The organism is Flavobacterium sp. KBS0721 (assembly GCF_002007065.3).
Classification (GTDB): domain Bacteria; phylum Bacteroidota; class Bacteroidia; order Flavobacteriales; family Flavobacteriaceae; genus Flavobacterium; species Flavobacterium piscis.
In genome coordinates this window covers 5,314,978-5,340,417 of record NZ_CP042170.1, presented here as the reverse complement: position 1 = coordinate 5,340,417, position 25,440 = coordinate 5,314,978, and the positions used below count along the sequence as shown (strand labels likewise).

Here is a 25,440-nt window from a genome sequence, read left to right as displayed (position 1 = left end):
ATAATCTAATATGCTACCAATATTTAGTGCCTAAAGGCACATTTGAAAGTTAATTTGTCAAAAAAAGAAGAGTAGATAATTACCAACTAATAATTCACAACTTATAATTTCAGCCTTTAACTCATAATTCATAACTTATAATTCATAACTCCCAACTTATAATTTATAATTTTCAACCTTCAACTCATATTCAAAATGAGGTATATTGAGAGCAACATTACTAATGACATTTACTTCACCCACTTTTATTGCGCCCAGTTTCCCGACTGCTTTTTGTGAGCGAATATTATCTGTTCCAATATGAAATAGTACCGAATCTACATGTTGAAAAGCATAATCAATCAGAAGCTTTTTATTCGATTTATTGTACAAACCTCCCCAAAATTTTCGACCAATAAAGGTAAAACCAATTGCAATACTGGATTTCTCCTCATTGTAATCGTAATAACGTGTATTGCCTACAATTTCATTGGTTTGTTTATCCAAAATCAAAAAAGAACTTTTTGAATTGATCGCAGCATCAAAAAAAGGTCTGAAGACTTCTATTTTATATCGGTCTTTTATGGGATGCTGTTCCCAAATTAAAGGATCTGAAGCTACTTGATAAAGTGCGTCAAAATCACTTTCCTGTAACGGAATTAATTTAGTAATGTCGTCTTCTAAAATTTCAGGTTGTAAATTGAACGTTGATTTTGCCATTTTATAAAGTTTAAAATTTTCGTTTGTCACTAATTTTGACGGAGGACCACGAATTTAAAATAAAAATTTGACTTTAGTTTTCCACAAAGAAGTTTTTTGCCACAGATTATAGGAATTATAAATGATTTATAAATTGTGTGTAATTTCTGCTTTTGCATAAATACCAAACGATTGTAAATCCGCGATAATCTGTGTCCTCGCTTGCGAATCCGTGTCATCTGTGTTCGAAATCACAATACTATAAACTTTGCAGATGCAGCACTTGAGCTTGCTTTGTTCTTCGCAATGACGTAAAATGTGATTATATTTTCTTAATCTGAACACAGGAAACATTCTCCATTGTAACTTCATTTCCCACTTTTTTAAGCAATCCGGTTTTTTGATTTCGTTTAAAAACTACTACGTTCCCGGAATTGACATTGGTGGCAATTAAAAACTTTCCGCTTTCATCAAGGGCAAAAACTCTTGGATGATTTCCTAAAGTCGATTGATAACCAATGTTTTTCAAAAGCCCCTTTTCATTAATAGAAAAAATGGCAATGTTGTTTTCTTTTCCTCGATTTGTTGCGTAAAGAAATTTTCCGTCGGGCGAAATATGAATGTCTGAACTTTCAAAACCTGTTGTTATAGTTTCCGGATGCGTATTAATGCGCTGGATTTGTTTTAAAGTTCCATCCTGATATTGGTAAACACTTATTGCGCCTGCCATTTCTTCAATACAATAACCAAATTTTTCATTGGGATGAAAGGTAAAATGTCTTGGTCCGGCTTCTAAATCTGTTTTGGTAAACGGAATTTTGGTTTCTATCAATGGCTGTTTTTGGGTTTCATTAAAACGGTAGAAACGAATTTTATCGGCACCTAAATCAGGCATAAACAAATAATCATTTTGAGGCGAAAATACAGTCGAATGTACATGGGATTTTGTTTGTCTTTCTTTATTGACGCTTCCGTCTGAATATTGAAAATTTTGTGCAATCGTATCTATTTTTCCATTTTCTAATATCGGATGAACGGAAACACTTCCTTCGTTGTAATTACCATTTACCAGCCATTTTCCGCTTTTGTGAACCGAGAGATAAACCGGATTTTCGCCGCCACTGGATTGTTTGTTCAAAAAAGTCAGGGATTTGCTCTCAGGATTAAATTCAAAACTGCTTACACTTCCTGCATTTGGAGTTTTTGTATCGGTACAAGCATAAAGAAATTTTCCGTTTGGCGATAAAGTCAAATAGGAGGGATTGATGATATTTTTTGCTGAGGTTATTTTGTTCAGTTTTCCTTTTGCAGTATCTAATTGATACACCTGAATAGATTCAGCGGTGAGATCCCGATTGTAACTTCCCAGAAAGACATATGTATTTTGGGAGTAACTATTTAGGGTAATGAGAAAAGCAATTGCTAAAAGGTATATTTTTTTGGGCATGTTTTTTTGTTTCAGGTTTCAGGTTTTCATTATATAGTCACAGTTTTAAGTCGCAGTTTTCAATCTACAATCTACAATTAAAAATTATCTAACCTCTTTCCACCATTGTTGGAATTCCTGTTTTTCGTTTCTGAGTTCTACTAATTCTCCGATTTTTGGATTAATTAACGGAATAGGATTTTCTGAAGCTTCATTCAATTCGGTTATTTTTATCAAAGGTTCGTCCCAGGAATGGAGAGACAAAGGAAATTTTGAATTATGAACCGGAAAAACTCTTTTTGCTTTTATATCTTTCATGGCTTTTATGACATCTTCCGGTAGATTGTGAATGTATTTCCACGCAGGATTATATTGTCCGTTATCGAGAAGGGCGATATCAAAAGGACCAAATTTGTTGCCAATTTCAGCATAATGCGTATCGTAACCGCTGTCGCCGCCCAGATACATTTTAAAATTGTTAGCTTCTAACACAAACGATGTCCAAAGTGTATTACAGCGATCGATGCTCCTGCCCGAAAAATGTCTTGACGGAGTGGTATAAAGCGCGAGATTCTGATCTAATTCTATTTTTTCGTTCCAGTCCTTTTCGATGATAATTTCTTTGGGAAATTTCCAAAATTCAAGATGTGAACCAACGCCAAGAGCGCAAACTACTTTTTTTATTTTGGATTGTAACTTTTTGATTGTGGCATAATCAAGATGATCGTAATGATCGTGCGTAATCAATAAATAGTCAATTTCAGGAATATCATCAGCGGTGTAAATATCAGTTCCTTTAAAAGCTTTTGTAGTTCCGTAAATAGGAGAAGCGTTACCGCTAAAAACGGGATCAATCAAAAAACGTTTTCCTTCAAGCTGAATGTAATAGGAAGAATGTCCAAACCAAACCAAAACATCCTGATCGATAGAAAGTTCATGCAGATTTGTTTTTACAGACGGAATACTATCTGTTGGAATTTTGCGATCTACTTTTTTAAATAAAAAGTCAAAGAAAACTTTAGAGAAACTATAACCTTCGGCAAGTTCAGGAGTAAAGCTTTGATTTTCGAATTTTCCGTTTTTATAGTTGGGTGATTTTTGTAGTAAAGCCAATCTTTCTCCTGATGGCTTTTTACCATATCTGGGATGTTGTGAAACAAAAATAAGAACGGCGAACAAAAGAATTATTACGGTCAGAATCATGGTGGTATTTAATTTGAGGGATATAATTTTTTTAAATTTTCTAAAGAATGCAAAACCAAATCTTTTAAAACTTCAACATCGATGTCGGCTAATTTTTTAATATAAATACACCCTTTTGAAGCTTTATGTTTTCCTAGTTTAGAAAGTAATTCGTCTCTATCGTCTGGTGAAGTATAAACATAAAGCGAAATGGCTCCTTTTCGTGGAGAAAACCCCACAAGAGGTGCATCGCCTTTGTGACCGCTGGCATATTTATAATGATAACTTCCAAAACCAATAATACTTGGTCCCCACATTTTAGGTTCAAAATGGGTTATCTTCTGTATTATTTTAATAAGTTCAAAAGTATCATTTCTTTTGGTTTCATCTTCAACAAAAGTATTTATAAAATCAGTAATACTTTCATTGGTTTCGGTAGTTTTATTCTTTGCCATTATGTTTTATTTTTTGTTTAGCAAATTGCTTTTCAGCAGAATATTTTTAATTTTCACTTCGTTAGCGTAAAACAAATCACGATTTTGATTCATTTGGTTTTCTAAAATAATTAAACTCACATCACTGTCAGGAAAATATAAATTTATCGAAGAAAAACCGTCACCTAAACCTGTATGGCCAACATATTTGATAGGCTCTTTATCAACAATTCTAAAACCATATCCGTAACCTACTTTTTCTGGTCCGAAGAAACTATTTTGAGCTGTTATATTGTACTTAAACAGTAATTGATACGTTTCTGGTTGCAGCAGTTTTCCTTTATGCAGATTTTCATTCCAGATGGCTAAATCGCCTGCAGTTGAAACAATTCCGTTAGAAGAAGTACTTTCAATAGTAATCATAGATCTTGAAACTAACTTAAAAGCATTATTGTTGTTGACGTAACCAGAAACTAATTTTTTAATTGGCGCTGCAGAAAAACAGAGTGTATTTTTCATTTTTAGCTCTTTAAAAAATGAATTGGCTACTTCGTAATAGCTTTTTTTAGTAACATATTCAAGTATTTTTCCCAGTAAACTATATCCTAAATCTCCGTATTTAAAGTCACTTCCCGGTTTAAACAACAGCGGTTTTGTCAAATCGATAATTCCATGCGTATGATTTAAAAGTTGGTGAACCGTTACAGATTCTGCCCAGCTTTGGTTCAATTGAGGTAAATATTTTTTTATAGGCGCCTGTAAATCAATTCGGCCTTGTTCTGCTTCTTTTAAGATTAAAACAGCCGTGATTTGTCTTGTATTCGACATGATTTCAAATTGGCTGTCTGTTTTTAAATATTTTCTGGTTTGAAAATTGGTAAAACCATATACTTTACTATAAACTGTTTTTCCGTTTTTAGCGACCAGTACAACGCCATTAAATATTGGATTGCTTACACTTATCAAACTATCAATTTGAGCAGCATAATTGTTTTTTTTCTGAGCAGATAAAAAACTGCTGGAAAATAAGAGAATAGAGGATAATATAAAGGTAATTCGAAGATTGGAAGTCATTTTTTATTTTTTTTGTTTCAAGTTTCAGGTTTCAGGTTTTCAGTCTTGGTTGTAAGTTTTGTTGCTGTTTTGATTGCGAATTAACCGCAAAGAACGCTAAGTTTTTTTATCAGTCAGAAAGTTTAAAAACACAAAGTTCGCAAAGTTTTGTATTGACTTCACTTTGCGAACTTTACTAATTTATAAAACTCCGTAAGTAAAAAAACATTGCGTTCTTTGCGGTTAAAATCAGAACATTCCATTTTCGTTAATAGTTTCTTTCGGAATGGGTTGTCCCAAATCCCATAGTTCTACAATTTTATCGGCTTTGAATTTAAGAATATGAACCACTGCAAAACCTAGTTCTACCGGAGTTTGTTTTAAATGCGAATGTACGGCGACCAAATTTCCATCTTCAAGAATATGATGAATTTTAAAAACTTTATTAGGGTTTGTTCTTGTAGATTCTTCCATTGCCAGCATCAATGTATCAGCATCACCTTTAAAATAAGCATTATGATGTTTAAACTTTTCACCAACATACAAACGAAATGCTTCGTGAGAATGCCCGTTTGCAGCGAGTTTTAAAAAGTCCTGGGCTATTTCTTTTTTAGTCATAATTTTAAAATTTTAAAAGCTAACTAAGTTATAAAATAAGAATTTAAGAAAATCAAAAAGAGATTACTATTTTATTCTAAACGCTTAAATTCATAAACACCATTATAACTTTGGCCAGCCCAAAAAATAAATAACAGTGCCCCAGTATTATCTAAGGCTTCGTTTATAATTAGATTATTGTTTTTAGAAAGCGTAATGCGTCTTTTATTGTTATTGCATCCACCAAAAAGATAAGGTATTCCGTTGCATTTCAGGTATTTGTTATCGAGATAAAACATGCCGTCGTTTTTAAGTTCGCCTTTTATTTGCTGTTTTTTTATGCTTTTATTGTTTTTAAACAATGCAACGTCTAAGTCCGTATTGTTAATGAGATTTAATTCGATATGATATGCAGTAAGGCCTTTTACAATAGAATCCTTATCGTCAAATTTTAGGATATCGTTTGTGATGTAATTATAAGAGTTGATGATGTTTTGGGAAATATCATATTGTGAATCCGGATTTTTTTTGTCGAATTTTTTTATGGGATAAAAAGAATATTTTCCGTTAAACGAAAGAAGATTACTTTCATTTATTCTGGTGTAATCATTTTTAAAATCTTTAGTAGAAAAAGAAGCGCAGTTTAGTAATGAAACTGAAACTAACAGAAGTAACAATAGTTTTAAAGTCTTTTTCATATCCGATTTTGTGGTATTAAATGATACTTAATAAGTTCGATTTTAAATAGTGATTTTCATTAATGAGCTTTTTGGCTTCAGGACTAATCCAAAAATTTGGGCGATATAGTTTTGTACTGCTTTGCAATTTTGCTTTAGCAGATAATGCTTTTATGTTTTTTATTAAATCATTAAATAAAAGTGTATTGCAGAATTGACTGGTATCAACAACAGAATTAAATTTATCTGTAGAAAAACTTACCACTTTTGGATAAGTCAGTTCTAAACCTATTGTGCCTTCAACATTCATGTAAGCGATGCTTAAACTTTCCTTATCCTTTGAAAAGGTAAGATAAAAAGGGCTAATGTTGATTACCGGCTCTGTAGGATCGACTAATTTAAATTCATCAGACCGTAATCCTTGTTTATCTATAATTTCTTTAAAGTTAATTTTATGAAGATCATCAGTAATAGAAATTCTGATTTTTTTCTCATAAGACCATTGTTTTTTTTGGTCTAATGCTGTTTTTCCAATTAAAATTTCATTAAAAAAATCTTTATAACTATCAAATATGTACGCCTTATCCGTTGCTTTGTAATTTATGGCAACGCTTGTATTGGTAATGACAAAGTAAAATTTAAGTTCTCTGAAAATAGATTCAAATTCCTTGGGTGTAAGAATAAAATTGAATTTGTTCCAACCTTTTCCAGAGCCCAGTCCGCCAAAATAACTCATAAATTATAATTTAAGTTGAAGCAAGCATAAAGTTTACGATAGCATCAGAATGTATTTTTGTGGTATCGAAAACAGGAACAGAAAAATCAGATTGATCGATTAATAACGGAATTTCGGTACAGCCTAAAATAATCCCTTCGGCGCCACGCTCGATTAGTTCGTCGGCAATTTTAATATAATTTTGTTTCGATTCCGGATTTATAATTCCTTTTCCTAATTCTTGTTTTAAAACTTGCTGGATATAGTTTCGAGTTTCCTGACTTTCGGGAATCAATACATTTAATCCAAAACTTTTCAGACGATCTTTATAAAAATCCATTTCCATAGAAAACGAAGTTCCTAAAAGGCCAACAGTGGTAATTTTCTCTTGTGTTATGGCTTTTGCAGTTTCAGTACCAATATGAATCAATGGTACCCCAATTTCTTTTTCGATTTTGTCCGCATGCATATGCGCTGTATTGGCGCACAAAACAATAGCGTCAACACCGCTTTTTTGTAGACTTAAGCATGCATTCAATAGCAGTTCGTATGCGTTTGGCCAGGTTTTTTCCTGAATATCAGCAAAATTCAAAGAATAAATCAGGCATTCTGCGAATTGCAATCCGCCCAGTTTTTTATTGATGCCTTCGTTTATGAATTTATAATAATCCATTGTCGAAACCCAACTGGTTCCGCCTACAAGTCCAACTTTTTTCATTCTTTTTATTTTATAAATCTTCTGACTTGATTTGCGAAATATCAATACCTAATTTTTCAAATTCCTTTTGTCCAAGATCAGTAATGTAATAATTTTTATCAAGGGGTTTATTTTTGGCAATCCAGCCTTTTTCAGTAAAATTTTCTACAAGTAACTGACCCAATTTTCCTCCAATATGCTCGTAACACATTTTTGCAGGTTTTCGTAAAACTGATTTCTCGTTCATTTTGAAAAATTTAAAAATTAATATTATTTTGAAACGACTAACTTTCTAGCCAAATAAGCCACTGGCAAGTAGGCAAATACGACATCTAGTATGTTGTACCAAATGGGTGACGGCAATGTAAAAACATTAACAATACCTCCTAACAAAAAGAAAGAACCAATTACCAAAGCCAGTTCTGTTTTGCGAGTGGCGGCAATTAAAGCTGTTGTTGCAGCACCGGCAAAGGTTCCGATGGCATGTGCAAGGAAAGGAAAAATAAAATGTTTAGGTTCAAATAAATGCATTGTCGCTTTTAATCCTTCCATAGTAGTAACATCTGCACCTTTTGGAGGAGGAATAACCGAACTGCTCATTAAAATAATAGCCATATTGACAATACTTCCAACAAAAAGGCCAATAAGGACGGCCAAAGTATTTTTAAAAATCGGATTCATAAACTTGATTTAAGAATAACGAATTTATGAAAATTATAGATGCTATTTTAATTAAAAGCTTGTCTGAATTCTAAAGGAGAGGTATTTGTTTTGGTTTTAAACAATTTGCTAAAAGATTGCTGATGTTCGAAACCCAGTTCAAAAGCAATTTCACTAATTGATAAATTAGTTGTCGAAAGTTTTTCTTTGGCTTTTTCGATCAGTTTATCGTGTATATGCTGCTGTGTACTTTGGCCTGTAAGCGATTTGAGCAATCCGCTTAAATAATTGGGCGTAACATTTAGGGTTTCGGCAATATAATTTACAGTTGGCAAACCTTTTTTATCCAGAGATTCACTAGCAAAATAATCGTCGAGTAAGTTTTCTAAACGAGCCAGAATCTGATGGTTGCTTATTTTTCGGGTTATAAACTGGCGATTGTAAAAACGTTCTGCGTAAGTAAGCAATAATTCGATTTGGGCAACAATAACATCCTGGCTGAATTTATCAATATTGGACTGATATTCCTGGCGGATATTTTTTATAAGGCCTACAATCATCTTTTCTTCTTTATCAGACAGATGCAAAGCTTCATGAACCGAATAGCCAAAGTATTCGTACTGCTTAATTTTTTTTGCCAAAGACGTATTCCATAAAAAATCAGGATGAATCAATAATGACCATCCTGTGTGTTGTAACTCGGCATTTCCTTCAATAGAAAAAACCTGACCTGGCGCAATAAACAACAAAACACCTTCATTAAAATCGTATTCCTGCTGACCATAACGCATGGTTGCATTGGCATGGCGTTTTAATGCAATCGAATAAAAATCAAGCATCAAACTTTTAGGTTCATCTTTGTTTAGATGTTTTAGATCTTCAAAATTATAAACGCTTACCAGCGGATGTTCAGGTTTGGGCAAATCCCTAAACTCATGAAATTCGCTGATACTTTTTATGCGGTGCGGTTGATGATTTGCCATAATCTAAGGTACTTATTTTTGGTTATAAATAGCAGCAAATTCTTTGGCATAATCTGCCAGTTTTGTTTTTCCCATTACTGCCGGTCTGTTTTTAATGTAATCTTCGCCCAATATACCGTTATAAAGTCCGGCGTACATTTCGACCAAACCTTCGGCGATTTTAGGCTGCATCCCTGCGTTTATTAAACCATTTAATGTTTCTTCATCAGTGATTACAACCCATTTTAAATCCGGTTTGCCTATTGCTTCGCCCAAAATGCGAACTGTTTCATCACCAGTTAATTCTTCGCTAGAAACATAACGTACAGTTTTACCTTCAGGCAGCGTTACGATTTCCTCAGCAATTGCAGCGGCAATATCATTGGGAGAAACCCACGGAATCATTCTGTCGCCACCATAATTGGCTGCAATAAAGCCCTGCGATTTGATCGACGGGATATAGGCGAGTAAATTATAAAAGAAAGAAGTTGGGCGCATAAACGTAATCGAAACATCGTCAAGCTTTTTCAAAACAGCTTCGATCTCATTGTAACGCTGAATTATTCCCGAATTCTGTTCTAAGTGAGCACCAATACTGCTTAAAAACACCACACGTTTTACACCGGAATTTTTGATAGCTTCGGCATAATTATTCCCAATTTCGCGTGTAAAAGCCTCCAGATCCAGATTGGGATCAAAATAATTGGCTCGCGGAATCATGCAATAAACGGCATCTACGCCTGTAAAAGCTTTCGTTAGAAAAGCGGCATCTTCAACAGAACCTATTGCTGCCAAAGCTCCAAGAGCTTCAATTTCGGTTTGCTTTTCAGTACTGCTGCTAATCACTGTAACCTCATGTCCTTTTTGCACTAAATCTTGTGCTAATGGTTTGCTAATGTTCCCTAAAGAACCTGTAATTATAATTTTCATCTGTTTAAATTTTATATTACAAAGTTGCGTAACATTCAAACAACAGCTGTAGTCAAAACTATGATTATCGTAGTCAAAAAGTGGGAGGAAAGGACTAAAAGCTATTTTTTAGACAATTTTTTTTCATTTTCTGTTTGCGGTTTTCCGCTTGCATTTGGTTCGCCTTTTCCGGTTGTGATAAGCTTTTGCAGACTATTCTGAATATAATTTGTCCAGGAGTCCCTGCAGATTTCAAAACATTCGTATTCCGGAACCAAGCCAAAATGCGTAAACTTAAGTTCGGTTTTTCCGTCTTTTTCAGAGATTTCAAAAGTAGGTTTTGTACCTGTCCATTCCGTTTTATCTTCTGTAAATTTAAAATAGTTTTTCTCGATCAGCCAAACGATTTTCTCATTTTCAATTACTTCAATCAGTTTTATTTTGCAACGATGAATATCTTCATAATGATAATTGAATACATCATTAAGTTGAGCCGTATTGCCTTCAATTTCTTCAGACCACCAACCCCGAACGTTTGTAATGGCATCAAAAACTTCTTTAGAAGATTGGTCTACTTTTATACTTGTGGTAAAACCTGTTGCACTCATCTTTTTTAATTTTAGAAATTAGTAAATCAAATTTACTCTTTAAAAACCAATGCTTTAGGGTTTTTAGCGGACAATTTTGAGGGGTAAATCAGACAGGTTTTTGAATTTTAGATTTTTTGGAATTCGGTTTTTGGAATTTTAGATTTCATTTTAAGTAGCAGAAATCATCATTTTTAGCAACACCATTTGTTCTGCTGTATGGCTTTCGATGCCCAATGTCATTAAGTTAAGCTTTTAGAAATAAAATTATTACAAATAAATTCATTTTTATCTGCGTTTTTACGAAGTAAATCTGTTTTATTCGCGTCAAAATTAGACGCTGATTTAACTGATTCGCTAAATCGAAAATGCTGATGAAAACGGCTGAAGAATTAATGACGATTGTTTAATCTTCTAATCCTATGAAGTGTAATTGATCAGGAGTATTTTTTATAAATAATGTAAGCTATTAAAAAATAAATAAAGAACACCCAAAACACAAACCAGCCATAACGCTGCGTGTTTACAATATTCTCGTAATAATGTGTCTTTACTTTAAAATAAGACTTTGTAATGTTCTTTAAATTTTGAGCAAGAATAGCATAGTTGGTAACTTCGAGCGAAGTAATCACAATGTTTTTAGCATCATAAATTTCTATAATCGTCTTTTCCCCTTTATAGATATCGTACAATCTATAATTGTGTGAACCTTTTATATTGTAATCCTGATCATAAACTTTGCACACATCATCAAAAATAATATCGGTTGATGAATTTAAGAAGGGATATGAAATGTTTAAACCAGTATTGGTGAGCGTAACTTTCTTTAAAGTTAGGATCAGATAAATGCTTAAAAAAGCAAATAATGCAATGAAGCCCGCAAATACCCAAACTAAACTATTTTCTAAGTTAATCTCAGTAAAATATTTAGGATTAAAAGTAAAAAAAGCAATAGTTATAGAAAGTAAAAACGCAAAAATACCTAAGCCAAGTAATAGTAAATTAGGATTACCTACAATTGTTGTGTCATCTATTTCTTGATCTTCAACGGGTTTGTTCATGTTTTGTGATTATTTTACTCAATCCGTTTTACCACATTATCAAGATCATTAACAACAAGTTTAATGATAATTTTATTGTTTGGAAAAAACTTTTGCATATCGTTTCTTAAGTATACGAAAGTTTGCGAAGCTGCTATATCATCTTTAATTGATTCGTTGCAGGAAATAGAAATTTCGTAATTGTTATTTATTTTTTCCAGATACACATATTTCGTTATAGCGTCATCAAAAAAAGTTGTTTTCTCAAAAGCTTCAGCAATTTTATCTGCTTCATTTTCATTGATATTACTCTGATACGCAATTTCATGATTCATAGTCCCGTATGTTTTAGTCGACTCTGTAAGTCTTCCGCTGGCAGCTTCATTCGCAAAGGCGATTCCAAATATTGCACCAAGAGTAACGATACATCCAATAAGAGAAATACCAATCGTTCGCCACCAATTATATTCTTCGCCACCGTTTTCGATGTGTTTGGCTATATTTTCTTCCTGATATTTTTTTGTGAAGTAAGCTGCGATTCCCATGTAAATAATTGGAAATATAACATTTGGAATATTAACATCTTCGGGGATCATAAATATTAAACCAAAAATAAGCAGGGTTGAAAGAATCGTTATAATCCACGTATTTCTTACTTTGATAAAGTCTCCAAAAACCTTAAAGTTTTCGGCTATAAAATACCCTGCAACTATGGGACCTCCTAAAAATGTTCCAATACGAATTGCTTTTTCAGTATAAATTTTTTCTGTTGGAACTTCTTCAAAAACTGATTTTTCGAGTATTGTTTCTTCCATAAAATATTTTTAGGTAAAGGTTTTTCTTTTCAACGAAAATACAAATTAAAACCAAAATAAAGAACGCCTTCTAAACCGAAAATATTTATTGCATCGCAAAAATAATGACATCACTAAAATTTTCTATTTCTTCGATTACGAACAAACTATCATTAAAATAATCCATATCAAAATCGTCATCGCCCCAAATTTCGAATCTTTTATGGCAGGTTTCTAATTTGGCTTTATCAAAAACATTTTCATTCCAGTCAAATTCGTATTGTTCTGCCAGTTCGACGGCTTCGTCATTTACATATTCTTCTTCAGAAAATGCAATATGAAGCTGATAATCATCATCAAAAATAATATCGATCTGATTGTTGTCAAGAACAATATCGGGTTTGTTTTCTATAGTTCCTTTTTGATAAAAAGTTTCTAAATTGTTTTTTAGAAGAGATAGGCTGGCATTTGAATTAGGTGCTATAAAAGCTAAGTAAGAGTAGAAGGTATTGGGCATTAGATTTTTTTTAAAGCTGTTTTTCTATTATTAATGAATTTGAAACTTTTGTAATATAAGATAATAACGCATCGATATCATTATTCTTTATTTAAAAAACTTTAACAAATAGTATATTATAGCTTTTCAAAATATAAATCTTCGCCATCTACATAGGACTGTTCTAATTTCATTTGTCCGTTAATAAAATGGTAAATATATTTTGTTGAGCCATCAATCACTACCACATTTACTTTTGTTTCTCCAGGAGTGTTGCTTCCTGAAATATAATCTAATTTATATTCATATTTTTGAGTGCTTACATTTGTGCCGTTTTTTATAATCGTTAGATTTGATTTATTGTCAAATCTGTAAATTATATTTTGGTCTGAGAAATCTGTAATATTATTGGGACCACCAAAAACAAGACTTTCTGTTTTAACTAGCTTCCATATTCCCTCTACTGGATTTTTAACTTTGTCATTGTCATTACTGGAGCAGTTTATAAATAAAAAAGCAACTAGAAATAAAGTAATTATTTTTTTCATAATTTTAAGTATTTAGCTTTTAAGTTTATTTCAATCAGATATAAGCAGTAGCATGTAACAAATATAAAAATAACTTTTTTCGCTGGTTAGAAATTAAATCTTTTAATTAAGATGTTTGTTTTGTTAAATGGTTGCGTAACTTTTTAATTATTTTATTAAATTAATGCAAATCCTCTAACAACTCGAATAGAATATAGTCGCCATGTTCTGATGGTCCTCTTTCTTTTTCGATAAAACCTTTTTTTCTGTAAAATGCCACGGCTTTTGTGTTTTGCTCTAAACATTTTAAGGTGATAGGAAATTGGGTTTGCTGGATTACCGCTTTCAAGAGTAAAGTTCCAATGCCTTTGCCCTGATATTTTTGATCGATATAAAAATGGTGAATAAAATTATTAGGCATCCAGATCGAAATAAAACCAACAGGAATATTTTCCTCGATTGCGACCAAAACCAATTCTCCTTTTATATGTTTTTCAAAATCATCTAATTTAAATTCTGTAGGATCGAGCCAGAAGAACGTATCTTGCCTTTGCTTTAAGAACAGTTTTCTTAAAACATTAAAATCCGTATTTCTAATTTCTCTAATTTCCATTATCGTTTTTTAATCTTGCTAAACTATGTAATTCTAGATTTCTACTTCGGCTCTAAATACAATTACAGCGTCACCTTTAATTTGAATCAATGTTGGTTTGTTATCTTCAATACTAACTTTAACTTTTATTACGCCAAGACGATCTATTTTTTTACCTTGCTTTCCGTTAAACTCAAATTCATTATTTTTAAAATTAACTAAATTATTTTGTACCAAATAACCCCCAAGTGGTCCGTTTGCATTTCCGGTAACCGGATCTTCGTTTATGCCAATTGCGGGCGCAAACATTCGGCCATAAGTCAAAATATCCTGATCGTTCGAATCGAAAGTAAAAACAAAATATCCATTGCAATTTATTTCTTTGCTTAGTTGGGCCAAATCATTATAACTGGGAGATAAAGTATTGAGTTTCTCTCGGCTTTTTATACCAATCATTACTTTAGAATGTCCTGTAGAGGCAATTTGAATGGGGCATCTTTCATCAAGATCTGATTTTTGTAATCCTAATGCTGTTATCATTTTTTGAGTTATAGTGGTATCAAAAATATCGCTGAGTTCGAAATTTCCCTGGGTCATTAAAATTTGATAATCCTCATTTTCTTTGATAATCTCAAATGGGAGAATACCAATTTTTGTTTTAAACCTTAAAATGCATGAATCCAGTTTTTCTTCGATTGCTTTTGCATACATTGCCGCAATGGTAGCGTGTCCGCAAATAGGGACTTCGGTATTTGGAGTAAAGTAGCGAATAACGCCATCACAATCTGCACTATCTGAATGAAAAAGAAAGGCAGTTTCAGAATTGTTGAGTTCTCTGGCAATTTGCTGCATTTGGTAGTCATTCAATCCGTCTGCATTTACAACAACTCCGGCAGGGTTTCCTTTAAATTTCTCTTTTGTGAAAGAATCAATTTGATACGTTATTAGTTTTTTCATTATTTTTTATGCAATTTTTTTTTATTTGGTAAATAATATAAAATCCGACTTACTTTCATAAATCGGATTTTTGGAATTATTTTCTCGTGAGATCTGTAATGAGCAAAGGATTGTTTTCTTTGAGTTTGTTGGCTAGTTCCTCGGCTGTTTGTGGATTTTCTTTTAAATGCTCGTATTCGGCAGAAGTGATTCCTACGATTTGCAGAAATGAAAGTTCGCCATGCGGGGTTTGTTTTTTTTCGATTTCGGGATCAGCAACAATTAATAAAGCAGTGATTTCGGTGTCTGTATCGAGTCGAATTGGTCCATTTGCCGGCATGTAATGAAACTCTTCGAACCAATTGCCGCTGTCGAAAACATATCGGGCAATGTTTTGGAGCATTACAATGGCCCAACTTGGGTTTCCGTTGTCCGGTTCAAAAGGTTTTAATCTAAAAGTAAGTTCGAATCCCCACTTGCTAAATTCATCGTTTAGTTTTTCTTCGTTATAATATAATTCTGAAAATCCGTAGGTTACAAAATGCAGGTGATCTGTTTTATTTTTACTCTCGTAAATGCTTATTCCGTCAAGCGGATCTTCGCCGCCCAGCATGTAAGGTATTGGGGGGACATAATGTTTGGGTTCCTGATTGGGGTAAAGACGATCAAATTCCTGATCTATTGCGATCCAGCCGACAGCATCGTCTTCTGAAAATTGTTTTTTATATTCGTCTAATGTCATGCTTTCTGGTTTAAATAGGAGACTTTGTAATTATTTATTATATCGAATGAAATATTAGTTAGTCTAATTTAAAAAGAAAATTTAGGATTTTTATATTTTATAAAATAGAATTTTCTGTTTTTTAATCGTCTAATGTCCAAAATGTGTATTAAAAGTAATCGTGATATTTTTCACAAAGTCTCTGGTATATTGCCCAGTAGGATCTAAATCAGGATCGAGAATAGTGATTTCGAGTCCGCTTAATTTTTCGTTTTGAAACAAATAGGAGGTCAGCTCATTAAATTCCTGATAAGTAAGACCATCAGGCGTTCGACTGTCTACACAGGGCATGATAGTGTCGTTTAAAACATCGACGTCTATATGCAGCCAGAAACCGTCGAGATTCTTGTTTTTTACCTCTAAAAGAAAAGACTGAACAGCAATTGAGATACCTTGTTTTCGCAATTCACGCAGACTCAGGTAAGTTGCAGCCGAATTGCGGATTTCATTTTCACACTCATCATCGTATTCGCGATTGCCTACGCACCAAAGATTTTCTTCTTTTATATAAGGCGATAAATTAAGAATATCAGTGAGTTTTTTATGTCCGTTTCCCGTTACTATCGAAGCTGCCATTCCGCCGACTCCGCCAGTTTCAGACAAGGAGACATCCATAAAATCAGTATGGCCATCAAGATAAAATAAGCCGTAATTACCTTTTTGTTTTAATGCAATTGCCGATCCCAACAATATACTGCAATCGCCGCCCAGTATAAATGGAAATTTATTTTGCGAAAGTAAATTGTTTATTAAATAGGCTTGTTCCCGTGCGTAATCGATCAATGCATTTGCATTTAGGATATTAGTTTCGGTTTCTCTAATATTTGTGTATCGTGGAGGATCGAGCCTTAGAACATCCTTATGATTGATGGCTTTATGCAAATTATGTTTCCAGAACCAGTTAGGCAGATTTTTTACGCCTGGTTCTTTTCCGGGTTGAGGTTCTTTTAAGCCTAAATTAGATGGAAACTCAACAATGCATATTTCTTTCATGACTTATTATTTAGGTATAAAGTTATTAAAATATAAGTTTTGGTGTGTTTTTTTAATTAAATGAAATAATTTGGGAACTTACATCAAATAAAGACTTACTAATAAAAAATCCGATTCGCAAAAAGAAGCAAATCGGATTTTAAAAACTCTTATTTTAAGATTGGAATGATATGTTCCCATTTTAGTTGTTCTGCAAAATCTAAGGCGGTTTTATTATTATGCGTTTTTGCGTTTACATCTGCACCGGATTCTATTAATACCTTTACTGTTGTACTGTTTCCTGCAATTGCTTCGCGATGCAAAAAAGTATATCCTAATTCGTCCTGAGCGGTAAGTTCATTTGGATTTGTTTTTATAAATTCCAGAAGGCTTTCCTGCATGTTTTGGCTCATAGGATGTTCTACAAGGTTTTCCGGTTTTTCTTTTTGTTCGTAAGCAACCAGAATATCATTAAAGTCGCCAAAATTTAATCCCCAGGCAGCATCATGTTCTTCTCTTTCGGTTTCGTTCATTTCTGATCTCATAGCTTGTATGGTGAAACCTCCATATGTTTTATCCTGAGTGACAAATAGCCAGTCACTAATTTGATTTGCCGGAATTTCTACATATTCGCCATTACTAACATTTGTTAATTCGTTAGGGTCGTTTACTAAAATGCCTTTTATTTTTTCGCCATCAAAATTTATCTCATTGATCCACATATGTTCAACTACGGTATCGTTATTTATTTCCTGTGTAAAAGCCAGTTTTACGCAGGCAATATCAAGTGCCGGTACTATTCGTCGGTATTCCCAGGACAATTCTCTCCAGAAATACTTAAAAGTTTCCTGAGCTTTTTTGAAGGCTTCGATCATTTTTGGACTTTCTCCGTCGGCAAAAAAAATTGGTGTATTTTCCATTATTGATATTTTAGAATATTATTTCGTATTACGTAAATATAATTTTTTTGTAAGAAAGTAAAAAAAGTAATGGTTGATTTTATGAATGTTTTATGGCGTTTTAGTTTTTTTGCAGTAAAAAAATCCGACTTGCTTTCGCAAACCGGATTCTATAAAAAAGGTTTTTTTAATCTATTCTATTTTTTTTACAATTTGATTTACCGCATTTTCTAAACCTTTATAAAAATCACCTTTTTTAAATTCGGGTATTGCAAAATTGTTTATAATGTTTTTGGTTTCTTCTTCAGTTAGTTTATTAAGTCCCTTTCGACTACTTTGAATCTGAATTTGTCGTAACTCTTTGCTTAATACAATTAAAATTGCAGGATTTAATTTTAAATTATCTGATAAATACTTTTCTAAATAGTATGCATATTCCGGAACACTCGCGTACGGTTTTATTGATGAAATGGTAACAACAATAATTTTATGACCTGATTTTTTTTCAGATGATTTTAAAGTGGTGTTTAAAGTTACAATTTGATTTGAAGTTAATATTTTTTCGAAATCGTTTAGATAACTATATGATTTTGAAAAAGTATTTTCGGTCACTGAATTTTGAGCAATTGCTTTTCCCGACTGGCCAAAAAAGTTGTTTGGCAAAAGGAAAGAAATTGTAATAACAAGTAATATCTTTTTCATTTGAAAATAAATTTGGGTGCTGCAAAAATATCATTTTATTATCATAAATGGGCTTCAGTTTGCTATCAAAAGGTTACTATTTTATTTGTTTTTTTGTAAAGTTAAGGTAAGTGAAAGGAGGGCAGATGCGTCCTTCTATTAAAACAAAAAAATCCGATTTGTTTTCACAAACCGGATTTTTAAATTGAAAATTATATGTAACCGTAAAACGGTTTGATATTACAAGTGAATTACTTCGCCGTAAGCATCAGCAACAGCTTCCATAACTGCCTCACTCATTGTTGGGTGAGGGTGAATAGATTTAAGGATTTCATGACCTGTAGTTTCTAGTTTACGAGCTACGACTGCTTCTGCAATCATATCTGTAACACCAGCACCAATCATGTGGCATCCTAACCATTCTCCGTATTTAGCATCAAAGATTACTTTTACGAATCCGTCAGCAGCACCTGCAGCTTTTGCTTTTCCTGAAGCTGAGAATGGGAATTTACCAATTTTTAAATCGTATCCTTTTTCTTTAGCTTGTTTTTCTGTTAAACCTACAGAAGCAATTTCAGGAGTTGCGTAAGTACAACCAGGAACGTTTCCGTAATCGATTGGGTCTACGTGTAAACCAGCGATTTTTTCTACACAGTTAATTCCTTCTGCAGAAGCTACGTGAGCCAAAGCCTGTCCAGGAGTAACGTCTCCAATGGCATAATATCCAGGAATATTAGTTGCGTTGTAAGCGTTTACTAAGATTTTATCTCTGTCAACAGCAATTCCAACTTCTTCTAAACCTATGTTTTCGATGTTTGTTTTAATTCCAACGGCAGAAAGTACAATGTCAGCTTCAAGAATTTCTTCTCCTTTTGCTGTTTTTACAGTTGCTTTTACACCAGTTCCGGTAGTATCAATTTTCTCAACAGAAGAGTTGGTCATAATTTTTACTCCTGCTTTTTTCATAGAACGCTCCATTTGCTTAGAGATATCCTCGTCTTCAACAGGAACAATGTTTGGCATAAATTCTACAATAGTAACTTCAGTTCCCATTGAGTTGTAGAAATGTGCAAATTCAACTCCAATCGCTCCAGAACCTACAATAATCATAGATTTTGGTTGTGTTGGTAAAGTCATTGCCTGACGGTAACCAATTACTTTTACACCATCTTGTGGTAAGTTTGGTAACTCACGAGAACGGGCACCAGTTGCAATGATAATGTGATCAGCGCTATATTCAGTAACTTTATTGTCTTTATCGGTAACGTCAAGTTTTTTACCTGGTTTTAGTTTTCCAAAACCTTCGATAACGTCAATTTTGTTTTTCTTCATCAAAAACTGAACTCCTTTGCTCATTCCGTCAGCAACACTACGGCTACGTTGTACTACAGCAGGGAAATCTTTATCGAATTCAGAAACTTTTAATCCGTAGTCAGAAGCGTGTTTTAAGTAATCAAAAACCTGAGCTGATTTTAGTAATGCCTTTGTTGGGATACATCCCCAGTTCAAACATACACCACCAAGGTTTTCTTTCTCTACTACAGCAACTTTAAAGCCTAATTGTGAAGCTCTAATTGCTGTTACATATCCGCCAGGACCACTTCCTAAAACAATAACGTCGTATTTCATCTTTTTGGTTTTTAGTATTTATTACCGAAAATGAAGTTTAATTCCGAAACTCATTTTTCGATTTATTCTTTTGTTATTTGTGATTGCGAATTTAAGGATTTATTTTAAAAAACACCTGAAATTTTATTTTTACACGTACTGATTTTGATCTTTTCACAGAAATTTAAGTAATTGTTAATTGCAAATTGTGAAATATGAATTGAAAAATCAGATTTAGAAGTGAAGTCTCAAATTAAATTGTTTATCAAAATAAACGAAGTCGAAGTCCTTTTCGTATTGAAAAGATCTTCGACTTCGCTCAAATGAGAAATCAATTAAAAATTAATCATTCATAATTTATAATTAAACCTTAACGTGTCCCCAGTTTTCACCGCTGGCAATACGTCTTATTTGCATTTCGCTTACGCCAAATTGTTTGGCAATCATTTTAAGTCTTGTTTTTTGTTCCGGTCTTGCCAGGATTTTCTTGATTAACATTACTTTGGTAGTTGTTAATTTTCTTCCGTCGGCTTTTAAGTTGTGTTCGATTAGATTCTTTTTTGCCTGAATCACACGTGGACTTTTGCGGCTATGCGCCATCATTTCGGCTTTTGTAGCCCAACGCAAGTTGTTTACATCATCGTTACTTCTGTTATAATCCAGATGCAATACATAAGTCTGTTCTTCGGATGTTTTTGGGATAAAATACTGGGCAACTAATTTGTATAAGAAAAGATATTTATTGACAATTTTATCGTCATTTTTAACCTTAAATCTAAAGGTTGGGTAACCATCACTTAAACCGCCTTTAAGGAGACGACCGTTTTGAATTTCGTCTGAAAAGCTGATTAATCGGCCTTTGTTTGAAATGGCATATCTAAGTTGTAATGAAGCGTTTATTTCTATTTCTTTGAATTGTTCGTTTGGATAAAATCTATTTTGTGGCATTTTCTTTTGCATTTGAATTATACATACTCAAATATAAATAATTCAAAAATCAAAGCAGTTATATAATTTCTTCCAGATATTACATTTATGATTCCTATAACGCTAATTTAACTTTTTTAAGAATTTTTTTAGCATTTCAAATTTAATTAGCGACCGAAAACTGGGAGTCGTAGAGGTTTTTGTAGTAACCGTCGACTTTATTGAGTAATTCCTGATGTGTTCCCTGCTCAACAATTAAGCCTTTATCCATTACTACAATTTTATCAGCATTTACAATTGTCGCCAATCGATGTGCGATAATAATTGAAGTTCTTCCTTTTGTAATCGTTTCGGTAGCACGCTGAATCAATTCTTCAGAATACGTATCTATCGATGACGTTGCTTCATCCAAAATCAAAATACTTGGATTGCTCACATAAGATCTTAAAAAAGCAATCAACTGGCGTTGTCCGGACGAAAGCATTACACCACGTTCCTTAACATCAAAATCATAATTATCCGGCAAACTCATGATAAAATCGTGTACGCCAATTTTTTTTGCAGCGTCAAGAACCTTGTCACGTGTAATTTCTGGATTGTGTAAAGTAATGTTGTTGTAAATCGTATCGGCAAATAAAAATACATCCTGCAAAACCACTGCAATTTGTTTTCGCAACGAAGCCAGTGTATAGTTCTCTATATTATGACCATCGATAAAAATAGTTCCGCTGTTGATTTCATAAAAACGATTCAGTAAATTGATGATCGTTGATTTTCCTGCTCCTGTAGAACCTACAATTGCCACGGTTTGACCTGAAGCTACAGATAAATCAATACCTTTTATCACTTCCTCTTCCGGAATATAACTAAAACGAACGTCCTTAAATTCTATACTTCCTTCAAAAACCGGAGCTTCAAGTGTTCCAGTATCCTGAATATGGTCCTGAGTATCAATAATATCAAAAACACGATTGGCAGCAATCATTCCTAATTGCATCTCGTTAAATTTATCCGCAATCTGACGTAATGGGTTAAACAACATCCCAATAAACATCGTGTACGAAAATAAATCTCCAAAAGTCGTAAAGTGATCTCCGTTCAGGATTTTAAATCCGCCATAAACTACAACCAAACCTAGAGTAATCGACGAAATAATATCAGCAATAGGAAAAAAGATCGAGTTATATAAAATCGTTTTAATCCACGCCACGCGGTGTTTATCATTTATAACCTTAAAGTTATCCGCTTCAATTTTCTCACGGTTAAAAAGCTGTACAATCTTCATTCCCGTAACACGTTCCTGAACAAACGAGTTCATGTTGGCAATTTGCGTACGTACTTCCTCAAAAGCAACCTGCATTTTACGTTGAAAAATTCGGGTAATAAAAACCAGAATAGGCATCGCAACAACCACAATCCAGGTCAGTTTCCAGTTCATGTAAAACATAAAAATCAAAACCACCAGCATTTTCATCAAATCACTAATAATCATGAACAATCCCTGACTAAAAATACGTGCAATCGATTCAATGTCAGATACTGATCGGGTTACCAATTGTCCCACCGGAACCAAATCAAAGTACTTCATTCTAAAGCTCAAAATATGCTTAAAAAGTTTTGTACGAATGTCTTTTACAATATCCTGCCCAAGCCAGTTGGCCCAATACACAAAATAAAACTGAGAGAAAACCTCCATCAAAAGGACCACTCCCATCAATACAATGTACATCAGTAGACCTTCCTTATCATGCGTCTTGATATAGCCGTCGACCGTTTGTTTTAATAAATAGGGGCGAAGTGCTGCAAAAATCGACAAAGAAACTGCAAAAATAATAACGCCGTAATAGCGCCATTTATAAGGTTTTGTATAAGTTAAAATTCGTTTGAATAATCCGGTATCAAATGCTTTTGCTTTCATTTATTTTTTTCTATGCTTTAAGCTATAAGCTTTAGGCAATAGGCTTAATGCTAATAGCCTAAATGCTTTTGCTTTCATTTATTTTTTCTATGCTTTAAGCTTTATGCTTATAGCCTAAAGCTTATAGCTATATATAATCGTAATCAATTTCGGTTAAATATAATCCGTGTGCCGGAACCGAAAACCCGGCTTTTTCTCTGCTTTTACTCGCAATGATATTTTCAAAATCGGTTAGGGAAATTTTATGTAAACCAATATTGACCAAAGTTCCCACAATAGAACGAACCATATTTCGTAAAAACCTGTTGGCTGAAATAGTAAAAATCAGGTTCTTGTTTTCAATTTTCCAATACGCTTCAAAAATCTTGCAGTCAAATGTGTTTACATCTGTATTTACCTTCGAGAAACATTGAAAATCCGTATGATTCAGTAAGATTTTCGCCGCTTCATTCATCAAAGCTACGTCTAATTTTTGATTAAAATACCAACTCAATTCCTGCAAAAACGGATTTTTAACAGTATTGATGTGGTATTCATACGTTCTCTTTGTAGCATCAAATCGACAATGCGCGTCGTCCTTAACCAAGATAATATCAAAAATCGCAATGTCTTTTGGCAAATACGAATTCAGTTTATGTACTAAACTAGCAACATCAATTGGAGTTTCAAAATCAAAATGACCGTACATTTCACTTGCATGAACACCAGTATCCGTTCTTCCTGCACCCATTACATTTATAGGAGCATTCAGTAAAACCGAAAGTGCTTTGTTTAAAGTTTCCTGAACAGAAGGGGCGTTGGGCTGAAATTGCCATCCATGATAATGCGTTCCGTTGTAGGCAAATTGAATAAAATATCTCATTTTTAAGGGACAGAGGTTCTGAGGCGCAAAGGTACAAAGGATTTTTTTAAAAAGTTGCTAAGATTCTGAGATGCTAAGGTTCTAAGTTTTTTTATGCACCGGCAAATCGTAGAGACGCACAGCAGTGCGTCTAAGGTTTTACAGGTTCAAAGGTTTAGAGGCGCAAAGGGACAAAGGTTTATAATATTGTAAATCTTAGGGATGCATATGGCGTGTCTAATGGTTTGAAAGAAGACTTAGGTTCTGTATTAAGTTTTATAAATCTCAAAAAAACCTCTGCTTATTTGAATCTCTGCACCTTTGTATCTTTGAACCCTTTTTTAGAAAAAAACCTTTGTACCTTTGCGCCTCTGAACCTTTGTTCCTCAAAAAAAATGAAAAAAATCCTCCTCCTTTCCGATACCCACAGTCATATTGATGATACTATTTTAAAATATGTAAATCAGGCTGATGAAGTTTGGCATGCCGGAGATATTGGAGATCTGACTGTTACCGATACAATAAAAAAGCTAAAACCCTTACGTTGTGTTTACGGCAATATTGATGATGCGCAAGCCCGATTAGAATTCCCGTTGCACAATCGTTTTTTCTGCGAAAATGTTGCTGTCTGGATCACGCATATTGGTGGTTATCCGGGAAAATACAATCCGGCAATTAGAGAAGAAATGGCGCTCAATCCTCCAAAATTATTTATTTGCGGACACTCGCATATTCTAAAAGTAATGTTCGATAAAAAGAATAATTTATTGCACATGAATCCCGGTGCGGCAGGAAAAAGCGGATTTCATCAGGTACGAACCATGTTGCGATTTGTAATTGATGATGATAAAATAAAAGATCTGGAGATTGTAGAAATTGGTAAGAAATAATTTAATGAGGTAACGGTATTTTAATCTTTATCGACGTTCCTTCATTTGGGTTTGAAACAATCGATAAACTGCCTTTGTATTTTTTAATTCTGGCTCTAATTCGGTTCAGACCAAAACCTTCGGCTTCGTTGAGTTTTTCGGTTTTAAAACCTTTTCCGTCATCATGTATCGTTACAATAAAATAATTGTTGTTTTCGTATAACATGATCTGGCCTTTTTTTGCCCCACTGTGTTTAATGATGTTACTAAATAATTCAGATACAATAAAATAAACCTTCATTTCGAATTTTTCAATATACCTTTTGCTAGTAGGGATTTTGCTTAAAAATTCAAACTGAATACTCGAATTGGTATTTCGTTCGCACAAATCTTCCAGTGCATAAATCAAGCCAAAACGAACCAAAAGAGTAGGGACGAGGTCGTGTGACATATCTCGCAAAAGATCATGTGCTTCCTGAAGAATGGCTTTTGCTTTCTGGATTTCTTCAGATTTTATATTGTTTTGCGCTGTAAAAGTATTCAGGTGTAAGCCAACAGAAGACAATAACGAATTGATGTTGTCGTGTAAAAAAGAGGCAATTTTTTTACGTTCGATTTCCTGGGTATCTATTCCGGCATTGATAATGTTAAGCAGTATTTTTTGTTTGGTATCTTTTCGCTTTATCTTCTGTTTCAGTTTGTTATTCTGGTAAAAAAAATAAAACAAAAAGAATATAATGATAACCAGAACAATAGATAAACTAACTATTTTTTTATTTCGTAATTTTTCAAATTTTCGAATTTCATTAATTTTTCCTTTCGAATTTTGCTGCGTTACAATTTCTGTTTCTTTTGAAGGAATGGCTTGATTTTGCTGGCTAAATAAAGTGTTTCCGCTCACAATAGTGAATAAAATCGACAATAAAAAAACTCTAATTAAAGCCATAACTCAACTGTAAATTTTTCGATAGGTTTTTTAATA

Annotated in this window: 30 protein-coding genes; 1 reads left to right on the top strand and 29 read right to left on the bottom strand. The window is 33.3% G+C overall.

What is annotated here, in order from left to right:
* Window positions 1–156 precede the first annotated feature (156 nt).
* The 28 genes from B0M43_RS22265 to truA all read right to left on the bottom strand — a co-directional run bounded on the left by B0M43_RS22265 (window position 157) and on the right by truA (window position 23,610).
* Window positions 157–699 carry a GNAT family N-acetyltransferase gene (locus B0M43_RS22265; protein WP_078006118.1) on the bottom strand — a complete coding sequence of 181 codons (543 nt, stop codon included), beginning with the start codon at window positions 697–699 and terminating at the stop codon, window positions 157–159.
* A gap of 301 nt (window positions 700–1,000) precedes the next feature.
* Window positions 1,001–2,125 carry a lactonase family protein gene (locus B0M43_RS22260; RefSeq protein ID WP_078005445.1) on the bottom strand — a complete coding sequence of 375 codons (1,125 nt, stop codon included), beginning with the start codon at window positions 2,123–2,125 and terminating at the stop codon, window positions 1,001–1,003.
* Between the two features lie 84 nt (window positions 2,126–2,209).
* Window positions 2,210–3,307 carry an MBL fold metallo-hydrolase gene (locus tag B0M43_RS22255; protein WP_078005444.1) on the bottom strand — a complete coding sequence of 366 codons (1,098 nt, stop codon included), beginning with the start codon at window positions 3,305–3,307 and terminating at the stop codon, window positions 2,210–2,212.
* 8 nt (window positions 3,308–3,315) lie between these two features.
* Entirely contained in the window at window positions 3,316–3,741 is a 426-nt protein-coding gene (locus B0M43_RS22250; RefSeq protein ID WP_078005443.1) for a DUF1801 domain-containing protein, read from the bottom strand.
* Between the two features lie 6 nt (window positions 3,742–3,747).
* Window positions 3,748–4,794, bottom strand: coding sequence for a serine hydrolase (locus B0M43_RS22245; RefSeq protein WP_078005442.1), 1,047 nt, complete (start codon window positions 4,792–4,794; stop codon window positions 3,748–3,750).
* Window positions 4,795–5,022: 228 nt separating this feature from the next.
* The gene (locus B0M43_RS22240) at window positions 5,023–5,391 is read right to left on the bottom strand and encodes an ester cyclase (protein WP_065450487.1); all 369 of its coding nucleotides are present in this window, start codon (window positions 5,389–5,391) and stop codon (window positions 5,023–5,025) included.
* A gap of 71 nt (window positions 5,392–5,462) precedes the next feature.
* Complete coding sequence (locus B0M43_RS22235; protein ID WP_078005441.1) at window positions 5,463–6,068, bottom strand: hypothetical protein; 606 nt, start codon at window positions 6,066–6,068, stop codon at window positions 5,463–5,465.
* Window positions 6,069–6,084: 16 nt separating this feature from the next.
* The gene (locus B0M43_RS22230; protein ID WP_078005440.1) at window positions 6,085–6,783 is read right to left on the bottom strand and encodes a hypothetical protein; all 699 of its coding nucleotides are present in this window, start codon (window positions 6,781–6,783) and stop codon (window positions 6,085–6,087) included.
* Window positions 6,784–6,793: 10 nt separating this feature from the next.
* Window positions 6,794–7,480, bottom strand: coding sequence for an aspartate/glutamate racemase family protein (locus tag B0M43_RS22225; RefSeq protein ID WP_078005439.1), 687 nt, complete (start codon window positions 7,478–7,480; stop codon window positions 6,794–6,796).
* Window positions 7,481–7,490: 10 nt separating this feature from the next.
* The gene (locus tag B0M43_RS22220) at window positions 7,491–7,706 is read right to left on the bottom strand and encodes an ArsR family transcriptional regulator (protein WP_078005438.1); all 216 of its coding nucleotides are present in this window, start codon (window positions 7,704–7,706) and stop codon (window positions 7,491–7,493) included.
* A gap of 23 nt (window positions 7,707–7,729) precedes the next feature.
* Window positions 7,730–8,140, bottom strand: a complete 411-nt coding sequence (locus B0M43_RS22215; protein WP_078005437.1) for a hypothetical protein — start codon at window positions 8,138–8,140, stop codon at window positions 7,730–7,732.
* Window positions 8,141–8,187: 47 nt separating this feature from the next.
* Window positions 8,188–9,102, bottom strand: coding sequence for an AraC family transcriptional regulator (locus tag B0M43_RS22210; protein WP_078005436.1), 915 nt, complete (start codon window positions 9,100–9,102; stop codon window positions 8,188–8,190).
* A gap of 12 nt (window positions 9,103–9,114) precedes the next feature.
* Window positions 9,115–10,011 carry an NmrA family NAD(P)-binding protein gene (locus tag B0M43_RS22205; protein ID WP_078005435.1) on the bottom strand — a complete coding sequence of 299 codons (897 nt, stop codon included), beginning with the start codon at window positions 10,009–10,011 and terminating at the stop codon, window positions 9,115–9,117.
* 101 nt (window positions 10,012–10,112) lie between these two features.
* The gene (locus B0M43_RS22200) at window positions 10,113–10,598 is read right to left on the bottom strand and encodes an SRPBCC domain-containing protein (RefSeq protein ID WP_078005434.1); all 486 of its coding nucleotides are present in this window, start codon (window positions 10,596–10,598) and stop codon (window positions 10,113–10,115) included.
* Between the two features lie 416 nt (window positions 10,599–11,014).
* Window positions 11,015–11,638, bottom strand: a complete 624-nt coding sequence (locus B0M43_RS22195; protein ID WP_078005433.1) for a hypothetical protein — start codon at window positions 11,636–11,638, stop codon at window positions 11,015–11,017.
* Window positions 11,639–11,652: 14 nt separating this feature from the next.
* Window positions 11,653–12,432: a hypothetical protein gene (locus B0M43_RS22190; RefSeq protein ID WP_210418037.1), complete on the bottom strand. Its 780-nt coding sequence runs from the start codon at window positions 12,430–12,432 to the stop codon at window positions 11,653–11,655.
* 85 nt (window positions 12,433–12,517) lie between these two features.
* Entirely contained in the window at window positions 12,518–12,928 is a 411-nt protein-coding gene (locus B0M43_RS22185) for a hypothetical protein (RefSeq protein WP_078005432.1), read from the bottom strand.
* Window positions 12,929–13,044: 116 nt separating this feature from the next.
* Complete coding sequence (locus B0M43_RS22180; protein ID WP_078005431.1) at window positions 13,045–13,455, bottom strand: hypothetical protein; 411 nt, start codon at window positions 13,453–13,455, stop codon at window positions 13,045–13,047.
* Between the two features lie 160 nt (window positions 13,456–13,615).
* On the bottom strand, window positions 13,616–14,047 hold the full coding sequence (locus tag B0M43_RS22175) for a GNAT family N-acetyltransferase (RefSeq protein ID WP_078005430.1): 432 nt from the start codon (window positions 14,045–14,047) through the stop codon (window positions 13,616–13,618).
* Between the two features lie 33 nt (window positions 14,048–14,080).
* A complete protein-coding gene (locus B0M43_RS22170; protein WP_078005429.1) occupies window positions 14,081–14,983 on the bottom strand; it encodes a PhzF family isomerase in 903 nt (300 codons plus the stop codon).
* A gap of 76 nt (window positions 14,984–15,059) precedes the next feature.
* Entirely contained in the window at window positions 15,060–15,704 is a 645-nt protein-coding gene (locus B0M43_RS22165; RefSeq protein ID WP_078005428.1) for a suppressor of fused domain protein, read from the bottom strand.
* 129 nt (window positions 15,705–15,833) lie between these two features.
* Window positions 15,834–16,736, bottom strand: coding sequence for an arginase family protein (locus B0M43_RS22160; RefSeq protein ID WP_078005427.1), 903 nt, complete (start codon window positions 16,734–16,736; stop codon window positions 15,834–15,836).
* Between the two features lie 149 nt (window positions 16,737–16,885).
* Complete coding sequence (locus B0M43_RS22155; RefSeq protein WP_078005426.1) at window positions 16,886–17,635, bottom strand: DUF2314 domain-containing protein; 750 nt, start codon at window positions 17,633–17,635, stop codon at window positions 16,886–16,888.
* 171 nt (window positions 17,636–17,806) lie between these two features.
* Window positions 17,807–18,316, bottom strand: coding sequence for a YgcG family protein (locus tag B0M43_RS22150; RefSeq protein ID WP_123921746.1), 510 nt, complete (start codon window positions 18,314–18,316; stop codon window positions 17,807–17,809).
* A 219-nt stretch (window positions 18,317–18,535) separates the two neighbouring features.
* Window positions 18,536–19,924 carry a dihydrolipoyl dehydrogenase gene (gene lpdA / locus B0M43_RS22145; protein ID WP_078005424.1) on the bottom strand — a complete coding sequence of 463 codons (1,389 nt, stop codon included), beginning with the start codon at window positions 19,922–19,924 and terminating at the stop codon, window positions 18,536–18,538.
* A gap of 342 nt (window positions 19,925–20,266) precedes the next feature.
* Window positions 20,267–20,851 (bottom strand): NUMOD4 domain-containing protein, encoded by a 585-nt coding sequence (locus B0M43_RS22140; RefSeq protein ID WP_065450655.1) that lies wholly within the window; start codon window positions 20,849–20,851, stop codon window positions 20,267–20,269.
* A 142-nt stretch (window positions 20,852–20,993) separates the two neighbouring features.
* The gene (locus tag B0M43_RS22135) at window positions 20,994–22,748 is read right to left on the bottom strand and encodes an ABC transporter ATP-binding protein (RefSeq protein WP_078005423.1); all 1,755 of its coding nucleotides are present in this window, start codon (window positions 22,746–22,748) and stop codon (window positions 20,994–20,996) included.
* Between the two features lie 127 nt (window positions 22,749–22,875).
* Window positions 22,876–23,610, bottom strand: coding sequence for a tRNA pseudouridine(38-40) synthase TruA (gene truA / locus B0M43_RS22130; protein ID WP_078005422.1), 735 nt, complete (start codon window positions 23,608–23,610; stop codon window positions 22,876–22,878).
* A gap of 374 nt (window positions 23,611–23,984) precedes the next feature.
* Between truA and B0M43_RS22125 the strand changes: the two genes are divergently transcribed.
* The gene (locus B0M43_RS22125; RefSeq protein ID WP_078006116.1) at window positions 23,985–24,479 is read left to right on the top strand and encodes a metallophosphoesterase; all 495 of its coding nucleotides are present in this window, start codon (window positions 23,985–23,987) and stop codon (window positions 24,477–24,479) included.
* A 1-nt stretch (window position 24,480) separates the two neighbouring features.
* Here the strand turns inward: B0M43_RS22125 and B0M43_RS22120 are convergent, their stop codons facing one another.
* The gene (locus B0M43_RS22120) at window positions 24,481–25,404 is read right to left on the bottom strand and encodes a sensor histidine kinase (RefSeq protein WP_078005421.1); all 924 of its coding nucleotides are present in this window, start codon (window positions 25,402–25,404) and stop codon (window positions 24,481–24,483) included.
* Window positions 25,405–25,440: the final 36 nt, after the last annotated feature.

Bases quoted from the DNA above. Each gene is read 5' to 3' on its own strand.
- B0M43_RS22265 (WP_078006118.1), bottom strand. From the start codon at position 699: ATGGCAAAATCAACGTTCAATTTACAACCTGAAATTTTAGAAGACGAC.
- B0M43_RS22260 (WP_078005445.1), bottom strand. From the start codon at position 2,125: ATGCCCAAAAAAATATACCTTTTAGCAATTGCTTTTCTCATTACCCTA.
- B0M43_RS22255 (WP_078005444.1), bottom strand. From the start codon at position 3,307: ATGATTCTGACCGTAATAATTCTTTTGTTCGCCGTTCTTATTTTTGTT.
- B0M43_RS22250 (WP_078005443.1), bottom strand. From the start codon at position 3,741: ATGGCAAAGAATAAAACTACCGAAACCAATGAAAGTATTACTGATTTT.
- B0M43_RS22245 (WP_078005442.1), bottom strand. From the start codon at position 4,794: ATGACTTCCAATCTTCGAATTACCTTTATATTATCCTCTATTCTCTTA.
- B0M43_RS22240 (WP_065450487.1), bottom strand. From the start codon at position 5,391: ATGACTAAAAAAGAAATAGCCCAGGACTTTTTAAAACTCGCTGCAAAC.
- B0M43_RS22235 (WP_078005441.1), bottom strand. From the start codon at position 6,068: ATGAAAAAGACTTTAAAACTATTGTTACTTCTGTTAGTTTCAGTTTCA.
- B0M43_RS22230 (WP_078005440.1), bottom strand. From the start codon at position 6,783: ATGAGTTATTTTGGCGGACTGGGCTCTGGAAAAGGTTGGAACAAATTC.
- B0M43_RS22225 (WP_078005439.1), bottom strand. From the start codon at position 7,480: ATGAAAAAAGTTGGACTTGTAGGCGGAACCAGTTGGGTTTCGACAATG.
- B0M43_RS22220 (WP_078005438.1), bottom strand. From the start codon at position 7,706: ATGAACGAGAAATCAGTTTTACGAAAACCTGCAAAAATGTGTTACGAG.
- B0M43_RS22215 (WP_078005437.1), bottom strand. From the start codon at position 8,140: ATGAATCCGATTTTTAAAAATACTTTGGCCGTCCTTATTGGCCTTTTT.
- B0M43_RS22210 (WP_078005436.1), bottom strand. From the start codon at position 9,102: ATGGCAAATCATCAACCGCACCGCATAAAAAGTATCAGCGAATTTCAT.
- B0M43_RS22205 (WP_078005435.1), bottom strand. From the start codon at position 10,011: ATGAAAATTATAATTACAGGTTCTTTAGGGAACATTAGCAAACCATTA.
- B0M43_RS22200 (WP_078005434.1), bottom strand. From the start codon at position 10,598: ATGAGTGCAACAGGTTTTACCACAAGTATAAAAGTAGACCAATCTTCT.
- B0M43_RS22195 (WP_078005433.1), bottom strand. From the start codon at position 11,638: ATGAACAAACCCGTTGAAGATCAAGAAATAGATGACACAACAATTGTA.
- B0M43_RS22190 (WP_210418037.1), bottom strand. From the start codon at position 12,432: ATGGAAGAAACAATACTCGAAAAATCAGTTTTTGAAGAAGTTCCAACA.
- B0M43_RS22185 (WP_078005432.1), bottom strand. From the start codon at position 12,928: ATGCCCAATACCTTCTACTCTTACTTAGCTTTTATAGCACCTAATTCA.
- B0M43_RS22180 (WP_078005431.1), bottom strand. From the start codon at position 13,455: ATGAAAAAAATAATTACTTTATTTCTAGTTGCTTTTTTATTTATAAAC.
- B0M43_RS22175 (WP_078005430.1), bottom strand. From the start codon at position 14,047: ATGGAAATTAGAGAAATTAGAAATACGGATTTTAATGTTTTAAGAAAA.
- B0M43_RS22170 (WP_078005429.1), bottom strand. From the start codon at position 14,983: ATGAAAAAACTAATAACGTATCAAATTGATTCTTTCACAAAAGAGAAA.
- B0M43_RS22165 (WP_078005428.1), bottom strand. From the start codon at position 15,704: ATGACATTAGACGAATATAAAAAACAATTTTCAGAAGACGATGCTGTC.
- B0M43_RS22160 (WP_078005427.1), bottom strand. From the start codon at position 16,736: ATGAAAGAAATATGCATTGTTGAGTTTCCATCTAATTTAGGCTTAAAA.
- B0M43_RS22155 (WP_078005426.1), bottom strand. From the start codon at position 17,635: ATGGAAAATACACCAATTTTTTTTGCCGACGGAGAAAGTCCAAAAATG.
- B0M43_RS22150 (WP_123921746.1), bottom strand. From the start codon at position 18,316: ATGAAAAAGATATTACTTGTTATTACAATTTCTTTCCTTTTGCCAAAC.
- lpdA (WP_078005424.1), bottom strand. From the start codon at position 19,924: ATGAAATACGACGTTATTGTTTTAGGAAGTGGTCCTGGCGGATATGTA.
- B0M43_RS22140 (WP_065450655.1), bottom strand. From the start codon at position 20,851: ATGCCACAAAATAGATTTTATCCAAACGAACAATTCAAAGAAATAGAA.
- B0M43_RS22135 (WP_078005423.1), bottom strand. From the start codon at position 22,748: ATGAAAGCAAAAGCATTTGATACCGGATTATTCAAACGAATTTTAACT.
- truA (WP_078005422.1), bottom strand. From the start codon at position 23,610: ATGAGATATTTTATTCAATTTGCCTACAACGGAACGCATTATCATGGA.
- B0M43_RS22125 (WP_078006116.1), top strand. From the start codon at position 23,985: ATGAAAAAAATCCTCCTCCTTTCCGATACCCACAGTCATATTGATGAT.
- B0M43_RS22120 (WP_078005421.1), bottom strand. From the start codon at position 25,404: ATGGCTTTAATTAGAGTTTTTTTATTGTCGATTTTATTCACTATTGTG.